Here is a 21,580-nt window from a genome sequence, read left to right on the forward strand (position 1 = left end):
CCATGGAATCCCAACGCTCCTTGTTGTTCTTCGCTCTGCTTGCTGTCAGCTTCCTGCTGTACCAAGCCTGGGAGAAGGACCATGAACCCAAGCCGGCGCCTATAGCCGCTACCGCTTCGGTACCCACTGAAGCGCCTGCCGACGCCCTGCCCAGTTCCGACGATATTCCTCAGACCGAGGGCGCTAAGCCTGCAGCCAGCACCAAGGCTCATTTGGTTACCCTTGCCAACGACGAGCTCAAGCTGACCGTTGATACCCGCGGCGGCGACATCGTCGGTGCCCAGCTCAAGCATTTTGCCAAGGTGCAAGGTGGCGAAGAGCGGTTGACCCTATTCACCCGCGAGCCCGGCTTTAACTACGTAGCCATGAGCGGCCTTATCGGCCCCAACGGTTCCGACACCCAGAGCCGCCCGGTTTACACCGCTTCCGAGGCCACTACCCTGGCCAACGGCGACAGCCAGCTGACCCTCACTTATGATGGCGCCAATGGCGTTGTCTATAAAAAGGTGCTGACCCTGGCCCCCGGCAAGTATGTGGTCAACACCCGTTTCGAAGTGACCAACCCCACCGACAAACCGCTGTCTGTGCAGTTCTTTGGTCAAATCAAACGTACCAACCACGAGCCCGACTCCGGCATCACCTCCCACGGCACTTACACCGGCCCGGTGTATTCCACCGATGACGAGTCCTACGAGAAGTACAACTTTGACGACGTCAAAGAACGTAACCTCAACAAGGAAACCAGCACCGGCTGGGTAGCCATGCTGCAGCACTACTTTGTGTCTGCCTGGGCGCCCAAGCTCGACAACGTCAAACTGGACGTTTACAGCCTGCAGTCCGGCTCTGACGCCATCATCGGCATCAAGAGCAAGCCCGTTACCGTACCGGCCCAAGGTTCTGCCAGCCTGACCGCTGATCTGTTTGTGGGCCCCAAAGACCAGGACGCCCTGGCCGCCGTTGCCCCCAAACTGGAAAAGACCGTCGACTACGGCTTCCTGTGGTTTATCAGCGAATTCCTGTTCTGGCTGCTTAAACTGCTGCACGGTGTGGTACACAACTGGGGCTTTGCCATTGTGCTGCTGACCCTGTTGGTGCGTGGTGCCATGTACCCGCTGACCAAGGCCCAGTTCACCTCCATGGCCAAGATGCGCGCCCTGCAGCCGAAGCTGGCATCCCTGAAAGAGCGTTTGGGTGACGACCGCCAGCGCATGTCTCAGGCGATGATGAAGCTGTACAAGGACGAAGGGGTTAACCCTCTGGGTGGCTGCTTCCCGCTGCTGCTGCAGATGCCTATCTTCATGGCCCTGTACTATGTGCTGCAAGAATCCGTAGAGCTGCGCCAAGCGCCGTTTATGCTGTGGATCCACGACCTGTCGGCCAAAGACCCGTTCTTTGTGCTGCCGGTACTGTTTGCCGCCTCCATGTGGTTTAGCCAGAAGCTGAACCCCAGCACCATGACCGACCCGATGCAGCAAAAGGTCATGCAGCTGATGCCGCTGGTGATGGGCGTGTTCTTCGCCTTCTTCCCCTCCGGCCTGGTACTGTACTGGTTTGTGAGCAACCTGGTGTCCATTACCCAGCAGCTCATTATCTACAAGGGCCTTGAGAAGAAAGGCCTACGATAAAAAAGGGCGGCGCAAGCCGCCTTTTTTGTAAGGAGATTTCCATGTCAGAGACCATCGCAGCCATTGCCACCGCCACCGGTCGCGGCGGCGTTGGCATTATCCGCATCTCCGGCCCCAAGGCAGCCAGTGTGGCCAAGGCCCGGCTGGGTGCCCTGCCCAAAGCCCGTTATGCCCAGTACGGCCCGTTCATGGACACCGACGGCACTGTGCTGGACCAAGGCATTGCGCTGTACTTCCCCGGCCCCAACAGCTTTACCGGTGAAGACGTGCTGGAGCTGCAAGGCCACGGCGGCCCGGTGATCCTTGACCTGCTGCTGCGAGCCATCCTGGCAGAGCCCGGTGTGCGCCTGGCAAGGCCTGGGGAGTTTTCCGAGCGGGCCTTTTTGAACGACAAACTGGACTTGGCCCAGGCCGAGGCCATCGCCGACCTCATCGAAGCCAGCTCCGAGCAAGCCGCCCGCAGCGCCGTGCATTCCTTGCAAGGGGAGTTCTCGGCCCGCATTAACGCCCTGGTGGAATCCCTTATCCACCTGCGCATCTACGTGGAAGCGGCCATTGATTTTCCCGAAGAAGAAATCGACTTTCTCTCAGACGGCAAAGTGGCCGGGGACCTGGCAGCCATTCGTGAAGATTTGGCCGCAGTCAAAGCCTCCGCCCGCCAAGGCAGCTTGCTGCGTGACGGCATGCGGGTGGTGATAGCCGGCCGCCCCAACGCCGGGAAATCGAGCCTATTGAACGCGCTTGCCGGGCGCGAAGCGGCCATCGTTACCGACATCGCCGGCACCACCCGCGATGTGCTGCGCGAGCATATTCATATCGACGGTATGCCGCTGCACATCATCGACACCGCAGGTCTTCGCGATACCGGCGATGCAGTAGAGAAAATCGGCATCGAGCGGGCCTGGGCGGAAATCGAGAAAGCCGACCGGGTGCTGTTTATGGTGGACGCCCTGGATACCGACGCTACTGACCCCCACGCTATCTGGCCTGACTTTGTAGATAGGCTACCAGCAGGCCTTGGCATCACCGTGGTGCGCAACAAGGTGGAGCTGACCGGCGAGCAAGCCGGGTTTGAGAACGGCATCTTGCGGCTGTCGGCTAAAACCGGCGCCGGTGTCGAGGCCCTGCGCGAGCACCTTAAAGCGCTAATGGGCTTTGAAGGCACCAGCGAAGGCAGCTTTCTGGCCCGCCGCCGCCACCTCGACGCCCTCGACAGCGCCCAGCAGCATCTGGATGTAGGCGAAGAGCAACTCCATGGCTTTGCCGCCGGCGAGATCCTCGCCGAAGAGCTGCGCCTGGCCCAAATGGCGCTTTCTGAAATCACCGGCGAGTTTAGCTCTGACGATTTGCTGGGGCGCATCTTCTCGAGCTTTTGTATCGGCAAATAAAAAAGCCGCCTCCGGGCGGCTTTTTTATTTGTCTGGCACAGCACTTCCCTGCTCTTAACGCATGGCCACAACTTAACAAACATCACCAAATTTAGAGGTTTTCTCTTGTATATCAAACAGTTGAAATGCTTCCTTGTGCCATTTAACCGACCCAGTTCACGCTTTGCAGGATGTCCCCTGCCGGGCGCTGCCAGCGTTACGCCAAGCTAATCGCTGCCCTGGCGCCTCGCTCGGTCAAAGGGGGGCGCTCTTTTACGGTGCTACCCGACGGTAGTCTGGTGCTATCGATGTACGAACAAAAAGAGGCAGATATCCTGGCAATCGACCTGCCCTGACCCTAGGCTGATATCGGTTAAGTGGTGATAAATAGGGACTTCTTTACACTGCCCCTAGAGTCTCGGCGCGAAGTAGCGATAAGATGAACCCGCTTAGCGGCCCTGTCTCCTGATACCTGTAAGGCTTGCCATGCTTCACGAACTGGCCCTGGGTGGCCTGTTGTTCAGCCCTTTTATTGTCTTTGCCATGAGTGGCTTTGTGATGACCCTGGCAACCCGCCTGGCTCTGCACAAGCTCGCGCTGCGCCAGTGGATCTGGAAGGATGCCTGGTTTGATGTATCCCTCTTTGTTTGTTACCTGGCCCTGAATATTTACCTGTTCGGAGATTAAAGCCCCCATGGGACAACTGCTTCGTGTCTTAGTGACATTGCTATTTGTAGCGGGAGCCATCCTGGCCGGCACCTGGGTGTGGAACCACTACCTCTATTCCCCCTGGACCCGTGACGGCAGGGTACAGGCCGACGTAGCCACCCTGGCCCCAGACGTCTCTGGCTGGGTCACTGAGCTCAAGGTGCACGATAATCAGCAAGTGAAAAAGGGCGAGGTGATGTTCGTTATCGACGACACCCGCTACAAAGCGGTGATCGCTGAAGACCAAGCCGAGGTGGAAAAAGCCAAATTTGCCTGGGACTTGGCCCAGCACCAGTATCAAAGACGCAAGCAGTTGATTGCCAAGAAGGTGATCAGCGATGAAGACGAAGAAACCTACCGCATCAATACCGACCAGGCCAAAGCCTCTTATGACCTGGCCGTCGCCCAGCTCAACGCCGCCCAAATCGACCTTGCTCGCACCGTGGTAACCGCCCCCGAAGATGGCACCATCATTAACCTGACGCTGCGCCAGGGGAATTATGTGTCCAAGGGCACCCCGGTGATGTCGCTGGTGAAAAACAATTCCTTTTATGTGACCGGTTACTTTGAAGAAACCAAGTTGCCGCTGGTACATGTTGGCCAAAAAGCCAAAGTGCATCTGATGAGCGGCGGCAAGCCGCTGCTGGGCACGGTTATCAGCATCTCCCCAGGCATTGCCAATACCAACACCAATGCCAACAACCAGTTATTGCCCCAGGTTCAACAGACCTTCAACTGGGTGCGCCTGGCCCAGCGTATTCCGGTGGATATCCGCCTCGACCAGATCCCCGAGGGGGTACATCTGAGCGCCGGCATGACGGTGTCAGTCAATCTCAACAGCCAAGACTGACATGCAACTGCCACCTACCCTGGCACTGTTTCTCACCCCCAATCGCACCACAGTGGTGTTCGCGGTCAAGGGGGTTATTGCCATGGCCTTGTCGCTTTACGTGGCCATGTACCTGAACCTTGACCGCCCTTACTGGGCGCTGGTGTCGGCCGTATTTTTGCAGATGCGCCCGGAAAGCGGCCTGGTTATCGAGAAGGGGATCTGCCAGATAGTTGGCTCCGTCATCGGCGGCGCCGCCGGTATCCTGATCCTGGATTGGTTCACCGATTACCCGTTGCTGGCTATAGGCAGTCTGGCGGTGTGGGTCTTTTTGATGTCGGCGGGTTCGGTGATGGTGCACCGGCTCAATTTCATTTACGGCTTTGCTATGGCCGCCATGACCGCCTCGCTGGTGGTGGTGCTGGTCATGGCCAATGCCGCCAATGCCGATAGCTATGCCGTCTTTGAAGTGGCGCAAGCCAGGATGAGCGAAATCTCGGTTGGAGCCGTCTGCGCCACCTTGGTCAGTCTGTTGTTGTGGCCGGTGCAGGTCAAAAATGTGCTTCGAGTCCATGCGCGCAACGTCATCAACCGTACCTTGGACTATCTGGTGGTCGAACTGGATCCCGATGGCACACACGTCGACCGCCATAAGCAGGCAGATGGCATTCTCGAATCCCTGGGTGCCTTAAGTGACGACTCCAGTGCCGTGGTATATGAAGGACCAGAAGGTTCAAGCCGAGCCAGGGCAGCAGATCTGCTTTGCAACAAGGTGCTGTCGCTGCTGGCAGTGGTGCAGATATTTGGCAGGCTTCAGCGTAACCACGGCGAGTTGCTGGACGACAAGGTGGCCGAGCAGATGCGCAATATGCGCGAGCATTTCAAAGCCATGGCCAAAACCACCGACTACAACGACTGTTACCACCACGCTCAGCTGCTGCGTCGCGAATTGCTGCATTTTAGGGCCAGCTATCAGGCCCCCAGCCCCATCCTGGCCCGGTTAACTCAAACCTCCCTGGAGCTGGTGGCCGATTTGGTGATGGTGCTCAAAGCCTATGACGCTTTGGAAAACAGCCAGCAAACCCGCCTCAATGCCCCTAGCCTTAGCACCTACCGTGACCCCCTCGTGGCCGCCATTACCGGCTTTCGTACCATGGTGGTGTTTCTTATTGGCGCAGCCATTTGGATCAACACCACCGCCTCAGCGGCGGTGATGATGATGATTTTGCCTCTCACCTTTTCGGTGATGTTTGCCCGTTTCCCCTCGCCAACCTTCGTGTTGGCCAGGTTGCTGGTCGGGGTACTGCTGGCCATTCCGGTAGGTCTTTATTTTGGTCTTGGCTTGATGGCTCAAGGCGCCGGTCACTTTGCCTTGCTGGTTATCGCCATGGGCGGACCACTGTTTATCGGCCTGATGGCCTTGGCCAACCGGCCTACCCTGCCTTATGGCCTGGGTTTTTGTATTCCTTTTGTCATCCTCATCCAACCCAGCAACACCATGACTTACGCCGTGGACAACAGCTTGAGTGTCGCCTTGGGGATCTTTGCCGGGGTAAGCGTGTTGTATTGGGTGTTTAAGCTCATTACCGCGCCTGACAGCATATTGGTACAAAAAAGGCTGATCCGTTCTACCGCCCATGACTTGGCCACTATCGGCCATCACCGGCACCCCGAGGGCTGGTTTAATGGCCGTATGGGTGACCGGTTGATGCGCTTGGCAGGATACGAGCAAGGCACCACCAGCGGCACTCGCTACCTGACCGACCTTGGCCTCACCGGCCTAAATCTAGGGCACGTCTCCATCCGCCTTCGCCGCCAGTTGGCCACCAGTCACGATCCCCGGGTTCATGCCTTGCTGGAGCAGTGGCAGCAGTCACTGGCCGATACATTCTTGTGTTGCGCCAAAGGCCACTTCAATGCCGATTTTCGCGCTCGCAGCCAACGGCTGGTAGAGGCCGTGCGCAAGACCGGCGCGGCCAACCTGCAAGTTGAGCTTATCGAAGGCACCATGGAACGGTTGGCCTTAACCTTTGAACGCACCGCCCATACTTTTGCAGAGCAGTTGGCCAAGCAAAAATAAACAAATATGTAACATCCCCTGTATTACCCACCAGACAGTGTCAATTTTTTGACTATCTTTGAGGTTACCTTTCCTCGGCCTCAACCTAACTAAGAAGGTTGGCATGAATCAGTCCCTGGCGGCCCCTTGGGAGGAGGAGCTGGCCAATGCATTAGTGCAGCAGGGATGCCTAAGCAGCGCCGACCTAGCAAGAGTCAGGCGGATGCGCGATGAACAAGGCGGCGCCGACCCTCTGCACCGGCTGCTTATTCGGCTGGGCATGGTGTCTGAAAAAGACATGGCGGGCCAGTTGGCCCGTTGTTTTTCCCTATCTAGCATCAGCGCTGACGACTTCCCCGACGAGCCGCTTTTTGAAGACCGCCTCTCGCTGCGCTTTTTAAAGGAATACCACCTGCTGCCCCTGCGCCAGGAGCAAAGCCTGCTGTACCTGGCCATGGCCGACCCGTTAGACAGCTACGCCCTCAACGCCGTGCACCTGGCCACTGGCCTTGAGTGCAAACCCCTGGTGGGCCAGAGCGCCGACATCGACGCCGCCATCGAGCGACTCTACAACAAGGAAGCCCGCGACCGCGCCGCACGTGGCGACAACGACGACGACATCGCCGAAGAAGACGTCGAGCAGCTCAAAGACCTGGCCTCGGAGGCGCCAGTGGTAAGGCTGGTCAATCACCTCTTCCAAAAGGCGGTGGAATGCCGCGCCTCTGACATTCACATCGAGCCCTTCGAGCATCAGCTCAAGGTGCGCTATCGCATCGACGGTGTGCTGCAACCCACCGAAGCGCCCTCGGTTAGGCTGGCCCAGGCGGTTATCTCGCGCATCAAGATCATGGCCCGGCTCAATATCGCCGAGCGCCGCCTGCCGCAAGATGGCCGTATCAAGCTTCGCAGCCAGGGCCAGGAGCTGGATATCCGAGTGTCCACTGTGCCCACCCTGTACGGCGAGTCGGTGGTGATGCGGCTGCTGCGAAAAGACAGCCTGGCCCTGGAGTTCAACGCCCTTGGAGTCAGCGAAGACAACCTTCGCACCCTGCAAAAGGTGCTGGCCCTGCCCGACGGCATGCTGCTGGTCACCGGCCCCACCGGCTCGGGCAAAAGCACCACCCTCTATACCGCGCTGAGCCAGCTCAACACCGCGTCGCGCAAGGTGATCACGGTGGAAGATCCGGTGGAGTACCAGCTGGCAGGGGTCAATCAAATCCAGATAAAACCCGATATCGGCCTGACCTTTGCCAACGCCCTTCGCGCCATAGTGCGCCAGGACCCGGACGTGATCATGGTCGGCGAAATGCGCGACCTGGAAACCGCCCGTATCTGCGTGCAATCGGCTCTGACCGGCCACCTGGTGCTCTCCACCCTGCATACCAACGACGCCGCCAGCTCCATCACCCGGCTTTTGGAGATGGGGGTGGAAGACTACCTGCTCACCTCCACCCTCAACGCCGTGGTAGGTCAGCGCTTGGTGCGGTTGCTTTGCCCCCATTGCAAGCAGGGGTTCGCGCCGCTGCCCGAGCTGGTAGAGCAGCTTGGCCTAAACCGCTTGCCTCATCCGGAGCCGGTGCGGCTCTACCGGGCTAATGGCTGCCCCCAATGCCAGGACACCGGCTACCAGGGCCGCATTGCCATCATGGAACTGCTGGTGCTTTCCGATGCCCTCAAGGCCCTGGTGCTGCGCCGCACCGACGCCACCAGCCTGCTGCGCCAGGCCCGCAGCGAGGGCATGCTCACCATGTATGAGGACGGCTGCATCAAGGCCATGGCCGGGCTTACCACTGTCGAGGAGGTCCTGCGGGTCACGCAGGAAGCCGGATGAGCCAGTTTCATTACCGGGCCGTGACCAGTCAGGGCCAGATGCAGCAAGGGCAACTGGACGCCGACAGCCGCGAGCAGGTGGTGGCCCAGTTGCAACAGGCCGGGCTTATCGTGCTGGAGATCCGCAAAGCCGGCCGCTGGGAGCTGCGCCTTGGCAGCCAGCGGCTGGCGGGCAACCTGGTGCTGCTCTTTACCCAGCAACTGGCAGCGCTGCTGGCGGCCGGTATCGCCCTGGACCGGGCGCTGGAGATCATGACTCAGCTTGGCCAGGAGCCGCGGCTGACCCGCCTTATCGGCAACATCCATCAGGGCCTTAGGGGCGGCAAGGCGCTGTCGGCGGTGCTGGCCGAACAGCAGGGGTTTTCGGATTTTTACCTGAGCCTTATCCGCGCCGCCGAAGCCGCCGGCAACCTCGGCCAGGGCCTGGAAGATCTGGCCTTTTATCAGGAGCGGGCCCAGGCCCTCAAAGACAAAACCCTGTCGGCCTTCCTCTACCCCTTAGTCTTGCTGCTGGTAAGCGCCCTGTCGCTGCTGGTGATCCTTACCTACGTGGTGCCCCAGTTTCAGCAGCTTTTCAGCGACATGGGCAAGGCGCTGCCGCTGCCCACCCAGGTAGTGATTGCCAGCGCCGGCTTTATCCGCGACTGGGGGCTGTGGCTGCTGCTGGCCTTGGCCCTTGGCGGCGTGCTGCTACAGCGGCAGCTCAAGGAGCCGGTGTTTCGGCTGCGCTGGGACAGCTGGCTGCTGCGCCTGCCTCTTTACGGCGCTTTGCTGGGCAAGCTGGAGATGGCCCGTTTTAGCCGCAGCCTCGGCACCCTTTTAAAAAGCGGGGTGCCGCTGGTGAAGGCGCTGCAGGTGGCCAGGACCAGCGTCGGCAATTTTCGCCTCGGCAAGGCCCTGGACGACAGCACCGAAGGCCTTAAGGAAGGCCAGCGCCTGGCAGGGCTTTTGAAACAACAACAGGTCTTCCCGGCCCTGGCCCTGCAGATGCTGCAGGTGGGAGAAGAGACAGGGCAACTGGACCAGATGCTGCTCAAGGTAGCAGGTACTTACGACAGGGAGGTGGAAACCGGTATCCAGCGGTTGCTGACGGTACTGGAACCTTTGCTGATAGTGGGTCTTGGCATGCTGATCGCCGCCATCATCATTTCCATTCTGATGGCCATCCTCAGCATCAACGACCTGCCGCTTTGAGGAGGTTTGTGTGAAACAACCCGGCTTTACCTTGCTGGAATTGTTGGTGGTGTTGGTGATCCTGGGGCTGCTGGCAAGCCTGGTGGGCCCCAAGGTGCTCAACCAGCTGTCCAGCTCCAAAACCAAGACCGCCGCCCTGCAGATCCAGGAGCTGCACTCGGCCCTGGACCTGTACCGGTTGGAAGTGGGCCATTACCCCAGCAACAACCAGGGGCTGGACGCCCTGGTCAGTAAACCCTCGGGGGTGGAGAACTGGAACGGCCCCTATCTGACCAAAAAGGTCATTCGCAAAGACCCATGGGGCAACGACTATCAATACCGCTACCCCGGCGAGCACGGCGACTTTGACCTCTACTCCCTCGGCGCCGACAACAAAGAGGGCGGCGAAGGGGAAGACCAGGACGTGGTGAGCTGGCAATGAACCGCCACGGCTTTACCTTGCTGGAACTGCTGGTGGTACTGGTGGTGATGATGCTGGTGCTGAGCGCCGCCGCCCCCCGCTTTGGCGCCCTGCTGCCGGGCATGACCCTGAAAAGCCAGGCCCGCCAGGTGGCAGCCCTGCTGCGCGAAAGCCGCAGCCAAGCCATTGCCACCGGCCAGGTGCTGACCATCGCCAACCGCCAGCAACAGCTTTGGGTGAATGGCAAAAAGGTGGCCTTGCAGGGGCTAACCCTGGGCCTCGACCAGCCGCTCTATTTCTACCCTGACGGTACCTCCAGCGGCGGCCAGCTGACCTTGGGCAACAACGCCGGCCGCCTGCGCCTGGAGCTGGACTGGCTCACCGCAGAGGTCAGTATCCATGAAGGCTAACGGCTTTACCCTGCTCGAAGTGCTGGTGGCCTTTGTGGTGCTGGCCATGGTATTGGGCGGATTGTTGCGGGTGCTTAGCCAAAGCGGCCGCCTCGAAGGCAGCGCCGCCAACCGCCAGCAGGCCATGGCCATGGCCCAGTCGCAACTGGCGCTACTGCTCAGCCGCAAGGCGCTACCCAGCAGCGAAGAGCGGGGCAAATTTGACAACGGCTGGCGCTGGCAAGCTAAGGTCAGCCCCTTCGAGGGAGCCGAGGGCAACTGGCTTGGCACCAGCAACAGGGCCATTGAAGTGCAGCTCACCGTCAGCTGGGGCGAGCATCAGCAGCTGATGCTGACTACCCTCGCCATCGAGGGGGCCCTATGAAGGCCGCCGGCTTTACCCTGATGGAAATGCTGATAGCCCTGGTGCTGCTGACCTTGCTGGCCACCCTCGCCTTTGGCGGCCTCGACATCACCACCCAGGCCTGGCAGCGCCAGGAGCAGCGCATCGGCCAGCAAGGCCGGGTTGAGGCGGTAAGCCAACTGCTGCGCCGCCAGCTTGAGGGCATGTCCATCGAGCCCATTGCCGACACCGACGGGCGCCTCGTTGCCCCCTTGCAGGCCAGCAGCGATCGCTTGCTGCTGTTGGCCCCCGGCCTTAACTGGCAACAACCACAGCCCACCTGGCTGCTGCTGTCGAGCCGCCGCCAGGACGACGGTTATCACCTGGAGCTGCGCACCCAGCCTTTTGTCAAAGGCACCCCGGTGGACTGGCAGGCCTTGGACGCGGCCCTGGCCGACAGCACACCACGCTGGCTGCTGACCAGCAACACCCCGGCCAGTTTTAGCTACCTGCAACAAACCGAGCCCGAGCGCTGGCAAAGCACCTGGCCCCAGGGCGCCCAGGCGCCGCTGCTGGTCAAACTCACCCTTGCCAATCAACTTTCACTGATGGTGGCCCCCTATGGTCAGGCCTTTTCCTTGCACAGCCGCTAGGGCCGGCGGCATCGCCCTGGTGGCGGTGCTGTGGCTGCTGGTGCTGCTGACCCTGATGGCCAGCACCGTGGCCTTGTCCAGCCGCTCTGGCGCCCAGGTGCAACATCGCCTGGAACAGGCCACCGCCAACCTGTGGCGGGCCAAGGGGGCGGTGAGCCTGGCCATCATCAGCTTGAACACCGCCCAAGACCAAAGCCCCTGGCTGGCGGACGGCAGCCCCTATCAGGTGCAATTTGACCAGCAACCCATGGCGGTGGCGGTATTTGACGAGCGGGGCAAAATCGACCTCAACGCCGCCCCCCCCACCTTGCTTGATGGCCTACTGCGCCAGGCTGGGGTTGGCGACAGCGAGCGTACCGCCCTGGTGGACGCCATCCTCGACTGGCGGGACGAGGACGATCTGCAGCGCCTCGACGGCGCCGAAAGCGCCCAATACCAGGCCGCAGGTCTCGATGGCCCGGCCAACGCCCCTTTTAACAGCATCGACGAGCTGCGCCAGGTACTGGGCATGACCGATGCCCTGGTTGAGGCGCTGCGCCCGGCCCTGACCCTCTACTCGCACCGGGCCACGGTATTGCCGCAACTGGCGCCTCGCCAGGTGCTGCTGGCCATGCCCGGGGCCGATGCCCTGCTGGTGGACGACTACATCCGCCAGCGCCGCCAGCTGCACGACAGCGGCCTGCCAATACCGGCCCCTACCTGGTGGCCCGCCGAGCAGGCCACCCCAGGCTTTGGCCGCTACTACACAGTGCAGGCCCGGCTGCCGCTGGGCGACGGCCAAGAGGCCCTATTCAGCGCCCTGCTGCAACGCCAGCAAGGGGACCCGGCCCGGCCCTTTCGGGTGCTGAGCCTGGGGCCGGGGCTACTGCCCGACATCGATACCGGAGGTGCCCATGATTGACAGCCTGCCAGGTCGCCTGGGGCCGTTTTGGCAATGGTGGAGCAGTGAGATGCTGAGCTTGCTGCCCGCGGGCTGGCGCCCGGCCCAAAGCGGCCTCACCATCAGCCTTAGCCATGGTGCGCTGCGCTTTGACAAGCTGGCCGAGCCTTTGACCCTGCCCCTTGGCGAAGCCGCTACTTTGGAGCACCAGCAGCGCCTGGCTCCTTATCAGCGCAAACGCAGCCTGCTGCTGTTGCCGCCGGACTGGGTGCTCAAAAAAACCCTGCAATTGCCCCTGGCAACCGCCGGCCAGCTCCATCAGGTGCTGGCCATGGAGATGAACCGTCACACGCCCTTTAGCGCCGAGCAAGTCTACTTTGCCGCCCAGGAGGTCGAGGCCAAGCCAGCCCTCGACAAGCTGCAATTAACGTTGTGGGTGGTCAACAAGGCGCAGCTGGCACCGGTGCTGGCGCAGCTGGCCGACCACGGCATCCAGCCCCGCTGGCTGGGCCTGGCAGGCAGCCCTGGCCGCATTCCTCTTGGCCAGGGCCAAAGCCACTACCGGGCCTGGTTGTGGCCAATATTGCTGCTGGCCGCCGCCCTGGGGGGCTGGGCCTATTACCTGAATCACCGCCTGGCCACCCTGGACGCCAGCCTGGTTGCCCCCAAAGCCCAGGCCGAGCAGGCCCAGCAGCTGAGCCAACGCATTGAGGCCCTCAGCCAGGGCCAAGACTTTTTAGTCACCAAACGCAACCGCCAGCCCTCGCCGCTGCTGCTGCTAAGGGAAGTCACCCAAACCCTGCCGGACAACACCTGGATCAACCGCCTGGAGTTTCAACCCGCGCGCATCAGCCTGCAGGGCGAGTCGGCCAATGCCTCGGCCCTCATCAGCCTGCTGGAAGCCTCACCCCACTTTGCCAATGTGCGGTTTTCCTCGCCGGTCTCCATCAACCCGCGCTCCCAGCAAGAAAGGTTCAGCCTGGAAGCGGCCCTGAATAACGGAGACCGGCCATGACCCTGCAAAGCCGCGCCCAGCCGCTGCTGGCCCTGCTGGTGTTAGCCCTGGGGTTGTTGCTGCTGTGGTTGTTGCTGGTGGCGCCGCTCTATGGCTACTTCTCGGCTCGCCTGGAACAACTCTCGACCCAGCAGGACATGCTGGCCCGCTACCAGCGCCTGGGCCAACGCATCCCCGAGCTTGAGCAGCAACTGGCCATCCTCAAGCGCCAGCGCCCCGCCGAGAACCTTTACCTGCAGGCACCCACCCCAGCCCTGGCCGCCGCCCGCCTGCAACAGCGCCTTAACCAACTGGTGGGCCAGGTCGGCGGCCAGCTTATCAGCACCCAAATCGTCAACGGCGACACCGACTCGCCGCTACCCAAGGTGGTGCTGGCGGTGCGGATGCGGGCCGAGACCCCGGAGCTGGCCAGGCTCCTTTATGAGCTGGAGGCCAACCGGCCACTGCTCTTTGTCGACGATCTGGTGGTAACCGCCAACCCCAGGCTCACCCTGGTAACCGCCGCCAGCCGCAGCGGCATTGCGCCGCTCGCCACTTTGGATATCCGTTTTTCACTGGTGGCCTATGCCGGGGGGGATGCCCAATGAGCCCACTTATTCTGCTGCTGGCCATGGCCCAGCCGCTAACGCCCATGCCGCCCTTTGACGACTTCAAGGTGATAACCGAGCGCAATTTGTTTGACCCGAGCCGGCGCACCGTCGCCAGTGGCGGCGCTTCGGCCAGCGCCGGTAGTCTCAACGATCAATGGACGCTCTCCGGCATCGTGCTGGAGGGCAGCCAGCGCCTGGCCCTCTTTGACAGCAGCGACGGCAAACAAAGCCTGCGCCTGCAAAGCGGCATGCCTCTGGATGAGCGCTGGCAGGTACTGAAGATAGAAGCCGACTGCGTGGTGCTTGGCAGCGGCACAGAAGAAGTGCGCCTGGAACTGAGGGAGCGGCAACCGAACAACAAGGACAGCAAACCCAGGCGCAAACCGGGTAAAACCCAAGACGCCGGCAACGGCGCCCCACAACAACAAGGTGATGGGGGTTAACATGATGAGTGCACTCAAAACAGTGCTGCCGATGCTTTGCCTGCTGGTGGCCGGCTGCGCCCTGACGCCAGCCGGGGAACATGCCAGTGACAATCCTTTTAGAAAATCCAACCAGGACGCCACTACCGAGGAGCCCAGTCTTTACGATCAGGCCCACCCAGGCAGGGGCGATGTGATGGCGCCGCTGATAACGGGCGAGGCCAATAACCCACCGCCCATGGAGCGGGTGGAAATTTACCCCGGCAGCGGCCACTTTGTGGGCCAGGCCGGGAGCGATGCCCCACGCAGCAGCGCCGGTGATGTCACCCTGAACTTTCAGGACACCGCCATCGGCGAGGTGGTAAAAACCATCCTTGGCGACATCCTGCGGGAAAACTACAGCATCGACGATGGGGTGCAGGGCAAGGTCAGCCTGCAAACCAGCAAACCCATCACCCGCGACGCCCTTATTCCCACCCTCGATACCCTGCTGCAAATCAATGGCGCCGCCCTGGTGCGCAACAACGGCCTGTATCAGGTGGTGCCCACCGGCGAGGTGTCGCTGGGCGGCCTCAACCCCAGGCTCAAACTCAGCGCCGACAGGGGCTACCAGATGCTGGTGTGGCCCCTTAAGTACATTGGCGCCAAGGAGATGATGAAACTGCTTGAGCCCATCAAACCCAAGCAAGGCCTGCTGGAAGCCGATGAGCGGCGCAACCTGCTGACCATCGCCGGCACCCAATCCGACCTTTTAAGCCTGCGCGACACCATTCAGCTGTTTGACGTAGACCAGCTGCAAGGTATGTCGGTGGGCATTTTCCGGCTGCAAGCGGTAGAAGCAGGGGTCATTACCCAGGAGCTGGAAGCCATCTTTGGCGACAGCGCCGAGGGCCCGCTGGCGGGCATGGTGCGCTTTTTACCCATAGACCGGCTCAACGCGCTGCTGGTGATCACCCCCCAGGCCAAGTACCTGACTGACGCCCGCACCTGGATAGAGCGACTGGACAAAGCCGACAACCCCCGCGGCCTCAACATGTACGTCTATTACGTGCAGAACTCCAAGGCCGACCGGCTGGCGGACATGCTCAGCAAGCTTTTCGAGGGCAGCAACGCCCGGCCCTCCAGCCAGCCCGCGCCGGATGTACCCCAGCCCAAGGCGCCGCCGGATGCGGTGCCGGTGGTGGCGGTGAGCGGCGGTATGGACACCACCAACCTTAATGTCGGCGAGGTGCAGATCATTGCCGACGAGGAGAACAACGCCCTGCTGATCATGGCCAGCCCCAGCGACTACGACAAAGTACACAAGGCGGTCAAACAGCTCGATGTGCTGCCGCTGCAAGTGCTGGTGGAAGCCACCATAGTGGAGGTTACCCTGCAGGACGAGCTGCGTTACGGCCTGCAGTGGTTTTTTAAAAACCGCTTTGGCAGCAAATCCGGCATCGGCTCACTGGGCACTCGGCCGCTGAGCTCACCCACCGATTACCTGGCCAGCGCCACCTATGAGGTGTTTGACGCCACCGCTACCCGGCTACTGCTCAACACCCTGGCCTCTGACTCCAAGCTCAACGTGGTGTCCTCTCCCTCGTTGATGGTGCTGGACAACCATACCGCTGCCATCCGGGTTGGCGATCAGGTGCCGGTACGCACCTCCCAGACCACCAACACCTCGTCTGACCTTGGCAACATCACCAGCACTATCCAGTTCAAGGACACCGGCGTACTGCTGGAAGTGACCCCGAGGGTCAATGCCGGCGGCATGGTGGTGCTGGACATCACCCAGGAGGTCAACGACGTGGCCACCACCACCACCTCGGATATCGACTCGCCCACCATCACCCAGCGGCGCATCAATACCTCGGTGGCGGTGCAAAGCGGCGAGACCCTGGTGCTGGGAGGCCTGATTCGCGACAACCGCAGCAACGACAGCAGCGGCGTGCCCGGCTTGCGCCAGGTGCCGGTGCTGGGCTGGCTGTTTGGCTCGGCCGGGCGCAGCAATCAGCGCACCGAACTGGTGGTGATGATCACCCCCACCGCCGTCACCGACCGCGAAGAAGCGCGCCAGGTCACCCGCGAATACCGTAACAAGTTAAAAGGGGTTACCTTCCCCGCCGGGGCCTTTGGCCACAAAGGTAACTGAGCAAAAAGGCCGCTGTATCCTTGTTGATACAGCGGCCTTTCATTAAATAACCAGCGTTATCAAGGCGTTGGAAATCCCTCTCCCCCAGCCTGTAATGGCAGCCTAACAACCGCCCCCTCGCCGCCCGGCGGCAAAGTTAATAAACCAAGCAAAATCAATCAGATAAAAACAAGGCATGAGTGTTGCGTTAATAGCGCCGGACATCGCCGGCGTTGGCCGGCAGGACTCGTTCGTTACGGGGATACAAGCAGTAGAGGGACGTCCCTGTCGAATGTACTTACCTCCCTCAAACCGGGATGGGCAGCAGAACCATGGCAGTGGGCACTGCACACCACGGCACCGGGAGACCCAGGTCCACACCAGCATGCTGGCGTGGCCTTAGGAGGTGGACATGCGAAATTCCCTTTCAGGCAAAAGATGGCCAACTTTCTGGAAAAAAACCAGATGGTTGGCCGCCGCGGCGCTCGCCCTTGGGGTGGGGGTCACGGTTTACGCCGTGCACGACAACGGGCTCTTTGAGCTCGACGGCAACACGGTGGTTAACACCCCAGGCCTTGACGATGCCGAGAGCATCTATGCCAAGGTGATGGGGGACCCGACAGCAGCAGGCACCTATTCGGAGGACTTCTCTTTTGACGACTTCTCCCCAGACCCGACCTACTTCGGCCAAGGGGACAAAGATATCCAGAACGTTTCCCAGTGGGAATGTACGCAGCCCAACAACGTTGGGCCCAAATTCAACATCCTTAACGGCTTCTCCGGCGCCTACCAGATGATGGTGGACGGCCAGCCCCACACCCTGCTGGTGGCCGGGGCCGACCGGGAAAGCAACAACGGCAGTGCCAACGTCGGTATCTGGCTGTTCCAGGGCGTAGTGGGTTGCGACCCGCTCTCCGGCCTTGGCTTCCAGGGCCAGAAAACCGATGGCGACATCCTGCTGGTATCCGAGTTTACCGGTGGCGGTAAAATCTCCACCATCATCGCCTACCGCTGGATAGACCCCGACGGGGTGCCCGACACCGGCGACGAAGTGCTGGGGCAACTGATTGACCCGGACAACTCGGTCGCCTTGACCGGCACCTACAACGGTGACGAAATCATCAATGAAGATGACCCCTTCATCTCAGGGACAGACTGCACCGCCACCGCGCCCGACCACCACAGCACCGGTAGCCCGGACTTGTGTGCCTCGGTCAACGCCAGCAACATCACCCCCGCCTGGACCACCGATGTACGTCAGCCGGGCCAGTACTTTGAAGCCGGGGTGGATTTGACGGCGCTGCTGGGGCTTGGCAACCAGGTGTGCTTTAACTCCTTCTTGCTGGAAACCCGCTCATCGTTTGAGACCGGGGCCGATCTTAAAGACTTTGTCGGTGGCCAGCTCAACACCTGCGGCACCATCACTATCGTCAAGGTGGCCGAGTCTTTGGCTGATTACCTCAGTAAAGAGGGCAGTTTCGACTTCGACTTCACCTACCCCGATGCCAGCTCAGACAGCTTCACCCTCAACACCACCGATGCCCAGCCCAGTGCTCAGAAATCCTATCTGTCACTGTTCCCCGGCAGCTATCAGGTGGATGAGAGCAGCTTGTCCGGCAACTTTGTATTCAGCGACGTCAGTTGTACCGGCGCCACCGATTACACCGCCAGCAATTCCGCCAACACCGGCGGCAATTCGGCGCTGGACATCACTCTGGGCCTGGGTGACAACGTCACTTGTACCTACACCAACACCATCGCCCCTGGGCCCGGTGTGGTAACCATCAACAAGGTAGTGCTGGCCGGTGATACCGCCACCAGCTTCGGCTTTACCACCGACCTTGGCATTCCTTTGGCCTTTAACCTGACCGACGGCGGCTCAACCCAATACACCGCCGACGCCAGTGATACACCCTACTCCGTTACCGAGACGGTACCGGCCGGTTGGGAGCTGGACTCCATCTCCTGCTCCATCCTCAACAGCGACCCCCTGGGTAGCTACCAAATCAACGGCAATACCGCCAACATCACCATCCTCGATGGCGACGAGTTCGACTGTACCTTCTACAACAAAGAGAAACCCAAGCTGCGCCTGGTCAAACAGGTGGTTAACGACAACGGCGGCACCGCCACTGCCAGCGATTGGCAGCTGAGCGCCACCGGCAGCGGCGGCTTCAACGGCAACGGCGACACCGGCTTTAACTATGTCGACGCCAACACCAGTTATGCCCTGAGCGAAAACGGCCCCAGCGGCTACAGCGCCTCGGCCTGGGTATGCGACGGTGGCAACCAAAGCGGTGCCAGCATCAGCCTCGACTACGGCGAGGTGGTCACTTGTACCATCACCAACGACGACATCTCACCGACCCTGACCCTGGTTAAAACCGTGATCAACGATAACGGCGGCACCTTGCAGGTCAGCGACTTCCCGCTGTTTATCGACGCTATGCAAGTGACCAGCGGCGCGGTTAACAACGTGGATGCCGGCAGTCACAACGCCTCTGAAACTCAGCAACCGGGCTATACCGCCGGCAACTGGGGTGGCGATTGTGCCAGTGATGGTTCCGTGACCTTGGCCCTGGCCGAGAACAAAGTCTGTACCATCACCAACGACGACCAACCGCCGAGCCTGACGCTCATTAAAGTGGTGGTAAACGACGACGGTGGCACCGCGCTCGCCAGTGACTGGACCTTGTCTGCAACAGGCCCGGTTAACTTCAGCGGCGCTGGCCCCAATGTCAGCAACAGCAACGTGGCGGCAGGCAGTTATGACTTGTCCGAAAACGGTCCGGCAGGTTATGCCGCCTCCGACTGGGTCTGCTTAGGTGGCACTCAGAACGATGGCGACACCGTCACCCTGGCCCTTGGCGAGTCTGCGGTCTGTACCATCACCAACGACGACATCGCACCGACCCTGACCCTGGTTAAAACCGTGATCAACGATAACGGCGGTACCTTGCAGGTCAGCGACTTCCCGCTGTTTATCAGCGGCAACCCGGCCATCAGTGGCCAAAGCAACACCCTGAGCGCCGGTAGCTACACTGCCTCCGAAATCCAACAGTTCGGCTATCAAGCTGGCAGTTGGGGTGGCGATTGCGCCGCCGATGGTTCAGTGACTTTGGCACTTGCTGAAAACAAAACCTGTACCATCACCAACGACGACATTGCTCCCACTCTGACTCTTATCAAGGTGGTAGTGAATGACAACGGCGGTACCCTGCAGGTTGGCGACTTCCCGCTCTTTATTGATGCGACCCAAGTCACCAGTGGCCAAAGCAACACCCTGAATGCCGGCAACTACAGCGCGTCTGAAACCCAGCAATATGGCTATAGCGCCAGTGGCTGGAGCGGCGATTGCGCAGTGGATGGCAGCGTCAGCCTGAGCGTGGGCGAAAACAAAACCTGCACTATTACCAACGACGACATTGCGCCGAACCTGACCCTTATCAAGGTCGTGATCAATGACAACGGCGGTACCTTGCAGGTCAGTGACTTCCCGCTCTTTATCGACGCCATGCAGGTCACCAGTGGCCAAAGCAACAACCTGAGTGCCGGTAGCTACACCGCGTCTGAAACCCAACAGTTCGGCTATCAAGCCAGCAGTTGGAGCGGCGACTGCGCTGCTAACGGTTCGGTCAGCCTGAGTGTTGGCGACAGTAAAACCTGTACCATCACCAACGACGACATTTCACCCACTCTGACCCTTATCAAAGTGGTGGTGAATGACGACGGCGGTACCCTGCAGGTTGGTGACTTCCCGCTCTTTATTGACGCCATGCAGGTCACCAGTGGCCAAAGCAACAACGTCAATGCCGGTAGTTACAACGCCTTTGAAACCCAGCAACCGGGCTATGCCGCCGGCAGCTGGACAGGGGATTGCGCCGGTGACGGCTCGGTCAGCCTGAGCGTGGGTGAAAACAAAACCTGTACTATCACCAACAACGACATCGCGCCGCGCCTGCGGGTCATCAAATACCTTGATCCCACAGACGATGGTGGCCTGTTCAACCTTTACATCGACGGCGGCCTGTACGCCTCTGATGTAGGCCATAACGGCACCAACGGCTTCGTCAATGTCCTGGCCAACGCCCAGCACACCGTCAGCGAACAGGCTGGTAGCAATACCAACCTCGACAGCTATGACGCCACCATCGGCGGCGACTGCGCAGCAGACGGCACCATTACCCTGGGTCTGGACCAAGAAGGCACCTGTACCATTACCAACGTCAAACGCGGTATGGCAGAGGTGATCAAAACCGTAAACGGCTTGCCGCTGATGGCGGGCGAGGCCTATACCTTTGAGATCCGCCTCGGTGACGGTACTGGCGGCGCCATTGCCAGCGCCACCGCCAGTGGCCCGCTGGGTAACGGCGAAGCGGTGAGCTTCAGCTGTAACGGCACCACCGAGAACTGCGTCAATGTGGACGGCATGGCCAAGCTGAAAGTGAACGTGCAGTACGCTTTCTGCGAAACCAACATGCTGCCCGGCTGGGCTAACACCAGCCTCGACGGTGACACCTGGTTCGTACCGGGTGGCGGCAACCCCGACGTGGATAACTCCACCGAATGTATTGCCTTCACCCTGAGCGCCGGTGAAACCCGTAGCTTTAACATCGAAGACACACCGCCTCCCGGTGGCGACGCCAGGACTATCGGTTTCTGGAAAAACCACACCAGCTGCGACGGCCGTGGTAACCAGGATGCCGTTCTGGATGCCAACCTGCCCATCACCCTGTACCCCGGCTTTGTCATCGGTAACCCGATGAACCTGGATGGTGACAGTGGTGACCAGGAAGCCTGCCCGTTTGCGGTAGACCTGTTGGATAAACGCTTGGTTGCCGACCCGGATGTGGTTCGTGACGGTAAGAAAAATGCTGGCGATGCCGCCTATGGCCTGGCTGCCCAGTATGTGGCTTACCTGCTGAACCAAAACGCCGGTGCCGGTACCTGCCCTGCCGCCAGCAGCGCCGCTGCCCAGGCAGCCACTCTGCTGCAAAGCATCAGCTTTGATGGCAGCAAGGTCTACTTCAAAGGAGGTAAAGGGAAAGGTGATGCCGCCCTGGCCAACAGCCTGGCCGGTACTCTGGATGCCTACAACAACAATAACCTCTGCCCGCAGTAACGGCAGACCTCATAAAAACGGCGGGTTAAACCCGCCGT

General features: G+C 60.6%; 18 protein-coding genes. All 18 read left to right on the forward strand.

The genetic code is table 11. The features are described from left to right. Window positions 1-2: 2 nt before the first annotated feature. The 18 genes from yidC (at window position 3) to EDC28_RS18275 (ending at window position 21,542) form a co-directional block, all read left to right on the forward strand. Window positions 3-1,625, forward strand: a complete 1,623-nt coding sequence (gene yidC, locus EDC28_RS18195) for a membrane protein insertase YidC (RefSeq protein ID WP_123422553.1) — start codon at window positions 3-5, stop codon at window positions 1,623-1,625. A gap of 35 nt (window positions 1,626-1,660) precedes the next feature. Beyond that, entirely contained in the window at window positions 1,661-3,013 is a 1,353-nt protein-coding gene (mnmE, locus tag EDC28_RS18200) for a tRNA uridine-5-carboxymethylaminomethyl(34) synthesis GTPase MnmE (RefSeq protein WP_123422554.1), read from the forward strand. Window positions 3,014-3,183: 170 nt separating this feature from the next. Then, window positions 3,184-3,348, forward strand: coding sequence for a hypothetical protein (locus EDC28_RS20200; RefSeq protein WP_170164171.1), 165 nt, complete (start codon window positions 3,184-3,186; stop codon window positions 3,346-3,348). Between the two features lie 130 nt (window positions 3,349-3,478). Next, the gene (locus EDC28_RS18205) at window positions 3,479-3,679 is read left to right on the forward strand and encodes a DUF1656 domain-containing protein (protein WP_050660509.1); all 201 of its coding nucleotides are present in this window, start codon (window positions 3,479-3,481) and stop codon (window positions 3,677-3,679) included. 7 nt (window positions 3,680-3,686) lie between these two features. Then, window positions 3,687-4,550 carry an efflux RND transporter periplasmic adaptor subunit gene (locus EDC28_RS18210; RefSeq protein ID WP_050660510.1) on the forward strand — a complete coding sequence of 288 codons (864 nt, stop codon included), beginning with the start codon at window positions 3,687-3,689 and terminating at the stop codon, window positions 4,548-4,550. A 1-nt stretch (window position 4,551) separates the two neighbouring features. Then, complete coding sequence (locus EDC28_RS18215) at window positions 4,552-6,609, forward strand: FUSC family protein (protein WP_123422555.1); 2,058 nt, start codon at window positions 4,552-4,554, stop codon at window positions 6,607-6,609. A 103-nt stretch (window positions 6,610-6,712) separates the two neighbouring features. Next, a complete protein-coding gene (gene gspE, locus EDC28_RS18220) occupies window positions 6,713-8,419 on the forward strand; it encodes a type II secretion system ATPase GspE (RefSeq protein ID WP_123422556.1) in 1,707 nt (568 codons plus the stop codon). Continuing rightward, window positions 8,416-9,612, forward strand: coding sequence for a type II secretion system F family protein (locus EDC28_RS18225; RefSeq protein ID WP_123422557.1), 1,197 nt, complete (start codon window positions 8,416-8,418; stop codon window positions 9,610-9,612). Before gspE ends, EDC28_RS18225 begins: the two co-directional genes overlap by 4 nt. 10 nt (window positions 9,613-9,622) lie before the next feature. Next, window positions 9,623-10,033: a type II secretion system major pseudopilin GspG gene (gene gspG, locus EDC28_RS18230; RefSeq protein ID WP_123422558.1), complete on the forward strand. Its 411-nt coding sequence runs from the start codon at window positions 9,623-9,625 to the stop codon at window positions 10,031-10,033. After that, window positions 10,030-10,422, forward strand: coding sequence for a pilus assembly FimT family protein (locus EDC28_RS18235; protein ID WP_123422559.1), 393 nt, complete (start codon window positions 10,030-10,032; stop codon window positions 10,420-10,422). The genes gspG and EDC28_RS18235 overlap by 4 nt, the downstream gene beginning before the upstream one ends. Continuing rightward, window positions 10,412-10,786: a type IV pilus modification PilV family protein gene (locus EDC28_RS18240; protein ID WP_123422560.1), complete on the forward strand. Its 375-nt coding sequence runs from the start codon at window positions 10,412-10,414 to the stop codon at window positions 10,784-10,786. Before EDC28_RS18235 ends, EDC28_RS18240 begins: the two co-directional genes overlap by 11 nt. Further along, window positions 10,783-11,397, forward strand: coding sequence for a prepilin-type N-terminal cleavage/methylation domain-containing protein (locus tag EDC28_RS18245; RefSeq protein WP_123422561.1), 615 nt, complete (start codon window positions 10,783-10,785; stop codon window positions 11,395-11,397). The genes EDC28_RS18240 and EDC28_RS18245 overlap by 4 nt, the downstream gene beginning before the upstream one ends. Beyond that, window positions 11,366-12,298: a type II secretion system minor pseudopilin gene (locus tag EDC28_RS18250; RefSeq protein WP_123422562.1), complete on the forward strand. Its 933-nt coding sequence runs from the start codon at window positions 11,366-11,368 to the stop codon at window positions 12,296-12,298. The genes EDC28_RS18245 and EDC28_RS18250 overlap by 32 nt, the downstream gene beginning before the upstream one ends. Then, window positions 12,291-13,292, forward strand: a complete 1,002-nt coding sequence (locus EDC28_RS18255) for a PilN domain-containing protein (RefSeq protein WP_123422563.1) — start codon at window positions 12,291-12,293, stop codon at window positions 13,290-13,292. The genes EDC28_RS18250 and EDC28_RS18255 overlap by 8 nt, the downstream gene beginning before the upstream one ends. Further along, complete coding sequence (gene gspM, locus EDC28_RS18260) at window positions 13,289-13,879, forward strand: type II secretion system protein GspM (protein WP_050660520.1); 591 nt, start codon at window positions 13,289-13,291, stop codon at window positions 13,877-13,879. The genes EDC28_RS18255 and gspM overlap by 4 nt, the downstream gene beginning before the upstream one ends. After that, window positions 13,876-14,325 carry a DNA utilization family protein gene (locus EDC28_RS18265; protein WP_123422564.1) on the forward strand — a complete coding sequence of 150 codons (450 nt, stop codon included), beginning with the start codon at window positions 13,876-13,878 and terminating at the stop codon, window positions 14,323-14,325. The genes gspM and EDC28_RS18265 overlap by 4 nt, the downstream gene beginning before the upstream one ends. 1 nt (window position 14,326) lies before the next feature. Beyond that, entirely contained in the window at window positions 14,327-16,441 is a 2,115-nt protein-coding gene (gene gspD / locus EDC28_RS18270) for a type II secretion system secretin GspD (RefSeq protein ID WP_123422565.1), read from the forward strand. Between the two features lie 391 nt (window positions 16,442-16,832). Continuing rightward, window positions 16,833-21,542: a prealbumin-like fold domain-containing protein gene (locus tag EDC28_RS18275; RefSeq protein WP_211355751.1), complete on the forward strand. Its 4,710-nt coding sequence runs from the start codon at window positions 16,833-16,835 to the stop codon at window positions 21,540-21,542. Window positions 21,543-21,580 lie beyond the last annotated feature (38 nt).

Origin of the sequence: Gallaecimonas pentaromativorans (assembly GCF_003751625.1) — a bacterium.
Lineage (GTDB): Bacteria > Pseudomonadota > Gammaproteobacteria > Enterobacterales > Gallaecimonadaceae > Gallaecimonas > Gallaecimonas pentaromativorans.

What these genes read in the sequence shown, in the direction of transcription:
- yidC (WP_123422553.1), top strand. Translation starts at nt 3, where the DNA reads ATGGAATCCCAACGCTCCTTGTTGTTCTTCGCTCTGCTTGCTGTCAGC.
- EDC28_RS20200 (WP_170164171.1), top strand. Translation starts at nt 3,184, where the DNA reads ATGTCCCCTGCCGGGCGCTGCCAGCGTTACGCCAAGCTAATCGCTGCC.
- EDC28_RS18205 (WP_050660509.1), top strand. Translation starts at nt 3,479, where the DNA reads ATGCTTCACGAACTGGCCCTGGGTGGCCTGTTGTTCAGCCCTTTTATT.
- EDC28_RS18210 (WP_050660510.1), top strand. Translation starts at nt 3,687, where the DNA reads ATGGGACAACTGCTTCGTGTCTTAGTGACATTGCTATTTGTAGCGGGA.
- EDC28_RS18215 (WP_123422555.1), top strand. Translation starts at nt 4,552, where the DNA reads ATGCAACTGCCACCTACCCTGGCACTGTTTCTCACCCCCAATCGCACC.
- gspE (WP_123422556.1), top strand. Translation starts at nt 6,713, where the DNA reads ATGAATCAGTCCCTGGCGGCCCCTTGGGAGGAGGAGCTGGCCAATGCA.
- EDC28_RS18225 (WP_123422557.1), top strand. Translation starts at nt 8,416, where the DNA reads ATGAGCCAGTTTCATTACCGGGCCGTGACCAGTCAGGGCCAGATGCAG.
- EDC28_RS18235 (WP_123422559.1), top strand. Translation starts at nt 10,030, where the DNA reads ATGAACCGCCACGGCTTTACCTTGCTGGAACTGCTGGTGGTACTGGTG.
- EDC28_RS18240 (WP_123422560.1), top strand. Translation starts at nt 10,412, where the DNA reads ATGAAGGCTAACGGCTTTACCCTGCTCGAAGTGCTGGTGGCCTTTGTG.
- EDC28_RS18245 (WP_123422561.1), top strand. Translation starts at nt 10,783, where the DNA reads ATGAAGGCCGCCGGCTTTACCCTGATGGAAATGCTGATAGCCCTGGTG.
- EDC28_RS18250 (WP_123422562.1), top strand. Translation starts at nt 11,366, where the DNA reads ATGGTCAGGCCTTTTCCTTGCACAGCCGCTAGGGCCGGCGGCATCGCC.
- EDC28_RS18255 (WP_123422563.1), top strand. Translation starts at nt 12,291, where the DNA reads ATGATTGACAGCCTGCCAGGTCGCCTGGGGCCGTTTTGGCAATGGTGG.
- gspM (WP_050660520.1), top strand. Translation starts at nt 13,289, where the DNA reads ATGACCCTGCAAAGCCGCGCCCAGCCGCTGCTGGCCCTGCTGGTGTTA.
- EDC28_RS18265 (WP_123422564.1), top strand. Translation starts at nt 13,876, where the DNA reads ATGAGCCCACTTATTCTGCTGCTGGCCATGGCCCAGCCGCTAACGCCC.
- gspD (WP_123422565.1), top strand. Translation starts at nt 14,327, where the DNA reads ATGATGAGTGCACTCAAAACAGTGCTGCCGATGCTTTGCCTGCTGGTG.
- EDC28_RS18275 (WP_211355751.1), top strand. Translation starts at nt 16,833, where the DNA reads ATGCGAAATTCCCTTTCAGGCAAAAGATGGCCAACTTTCTGGAAAAAA.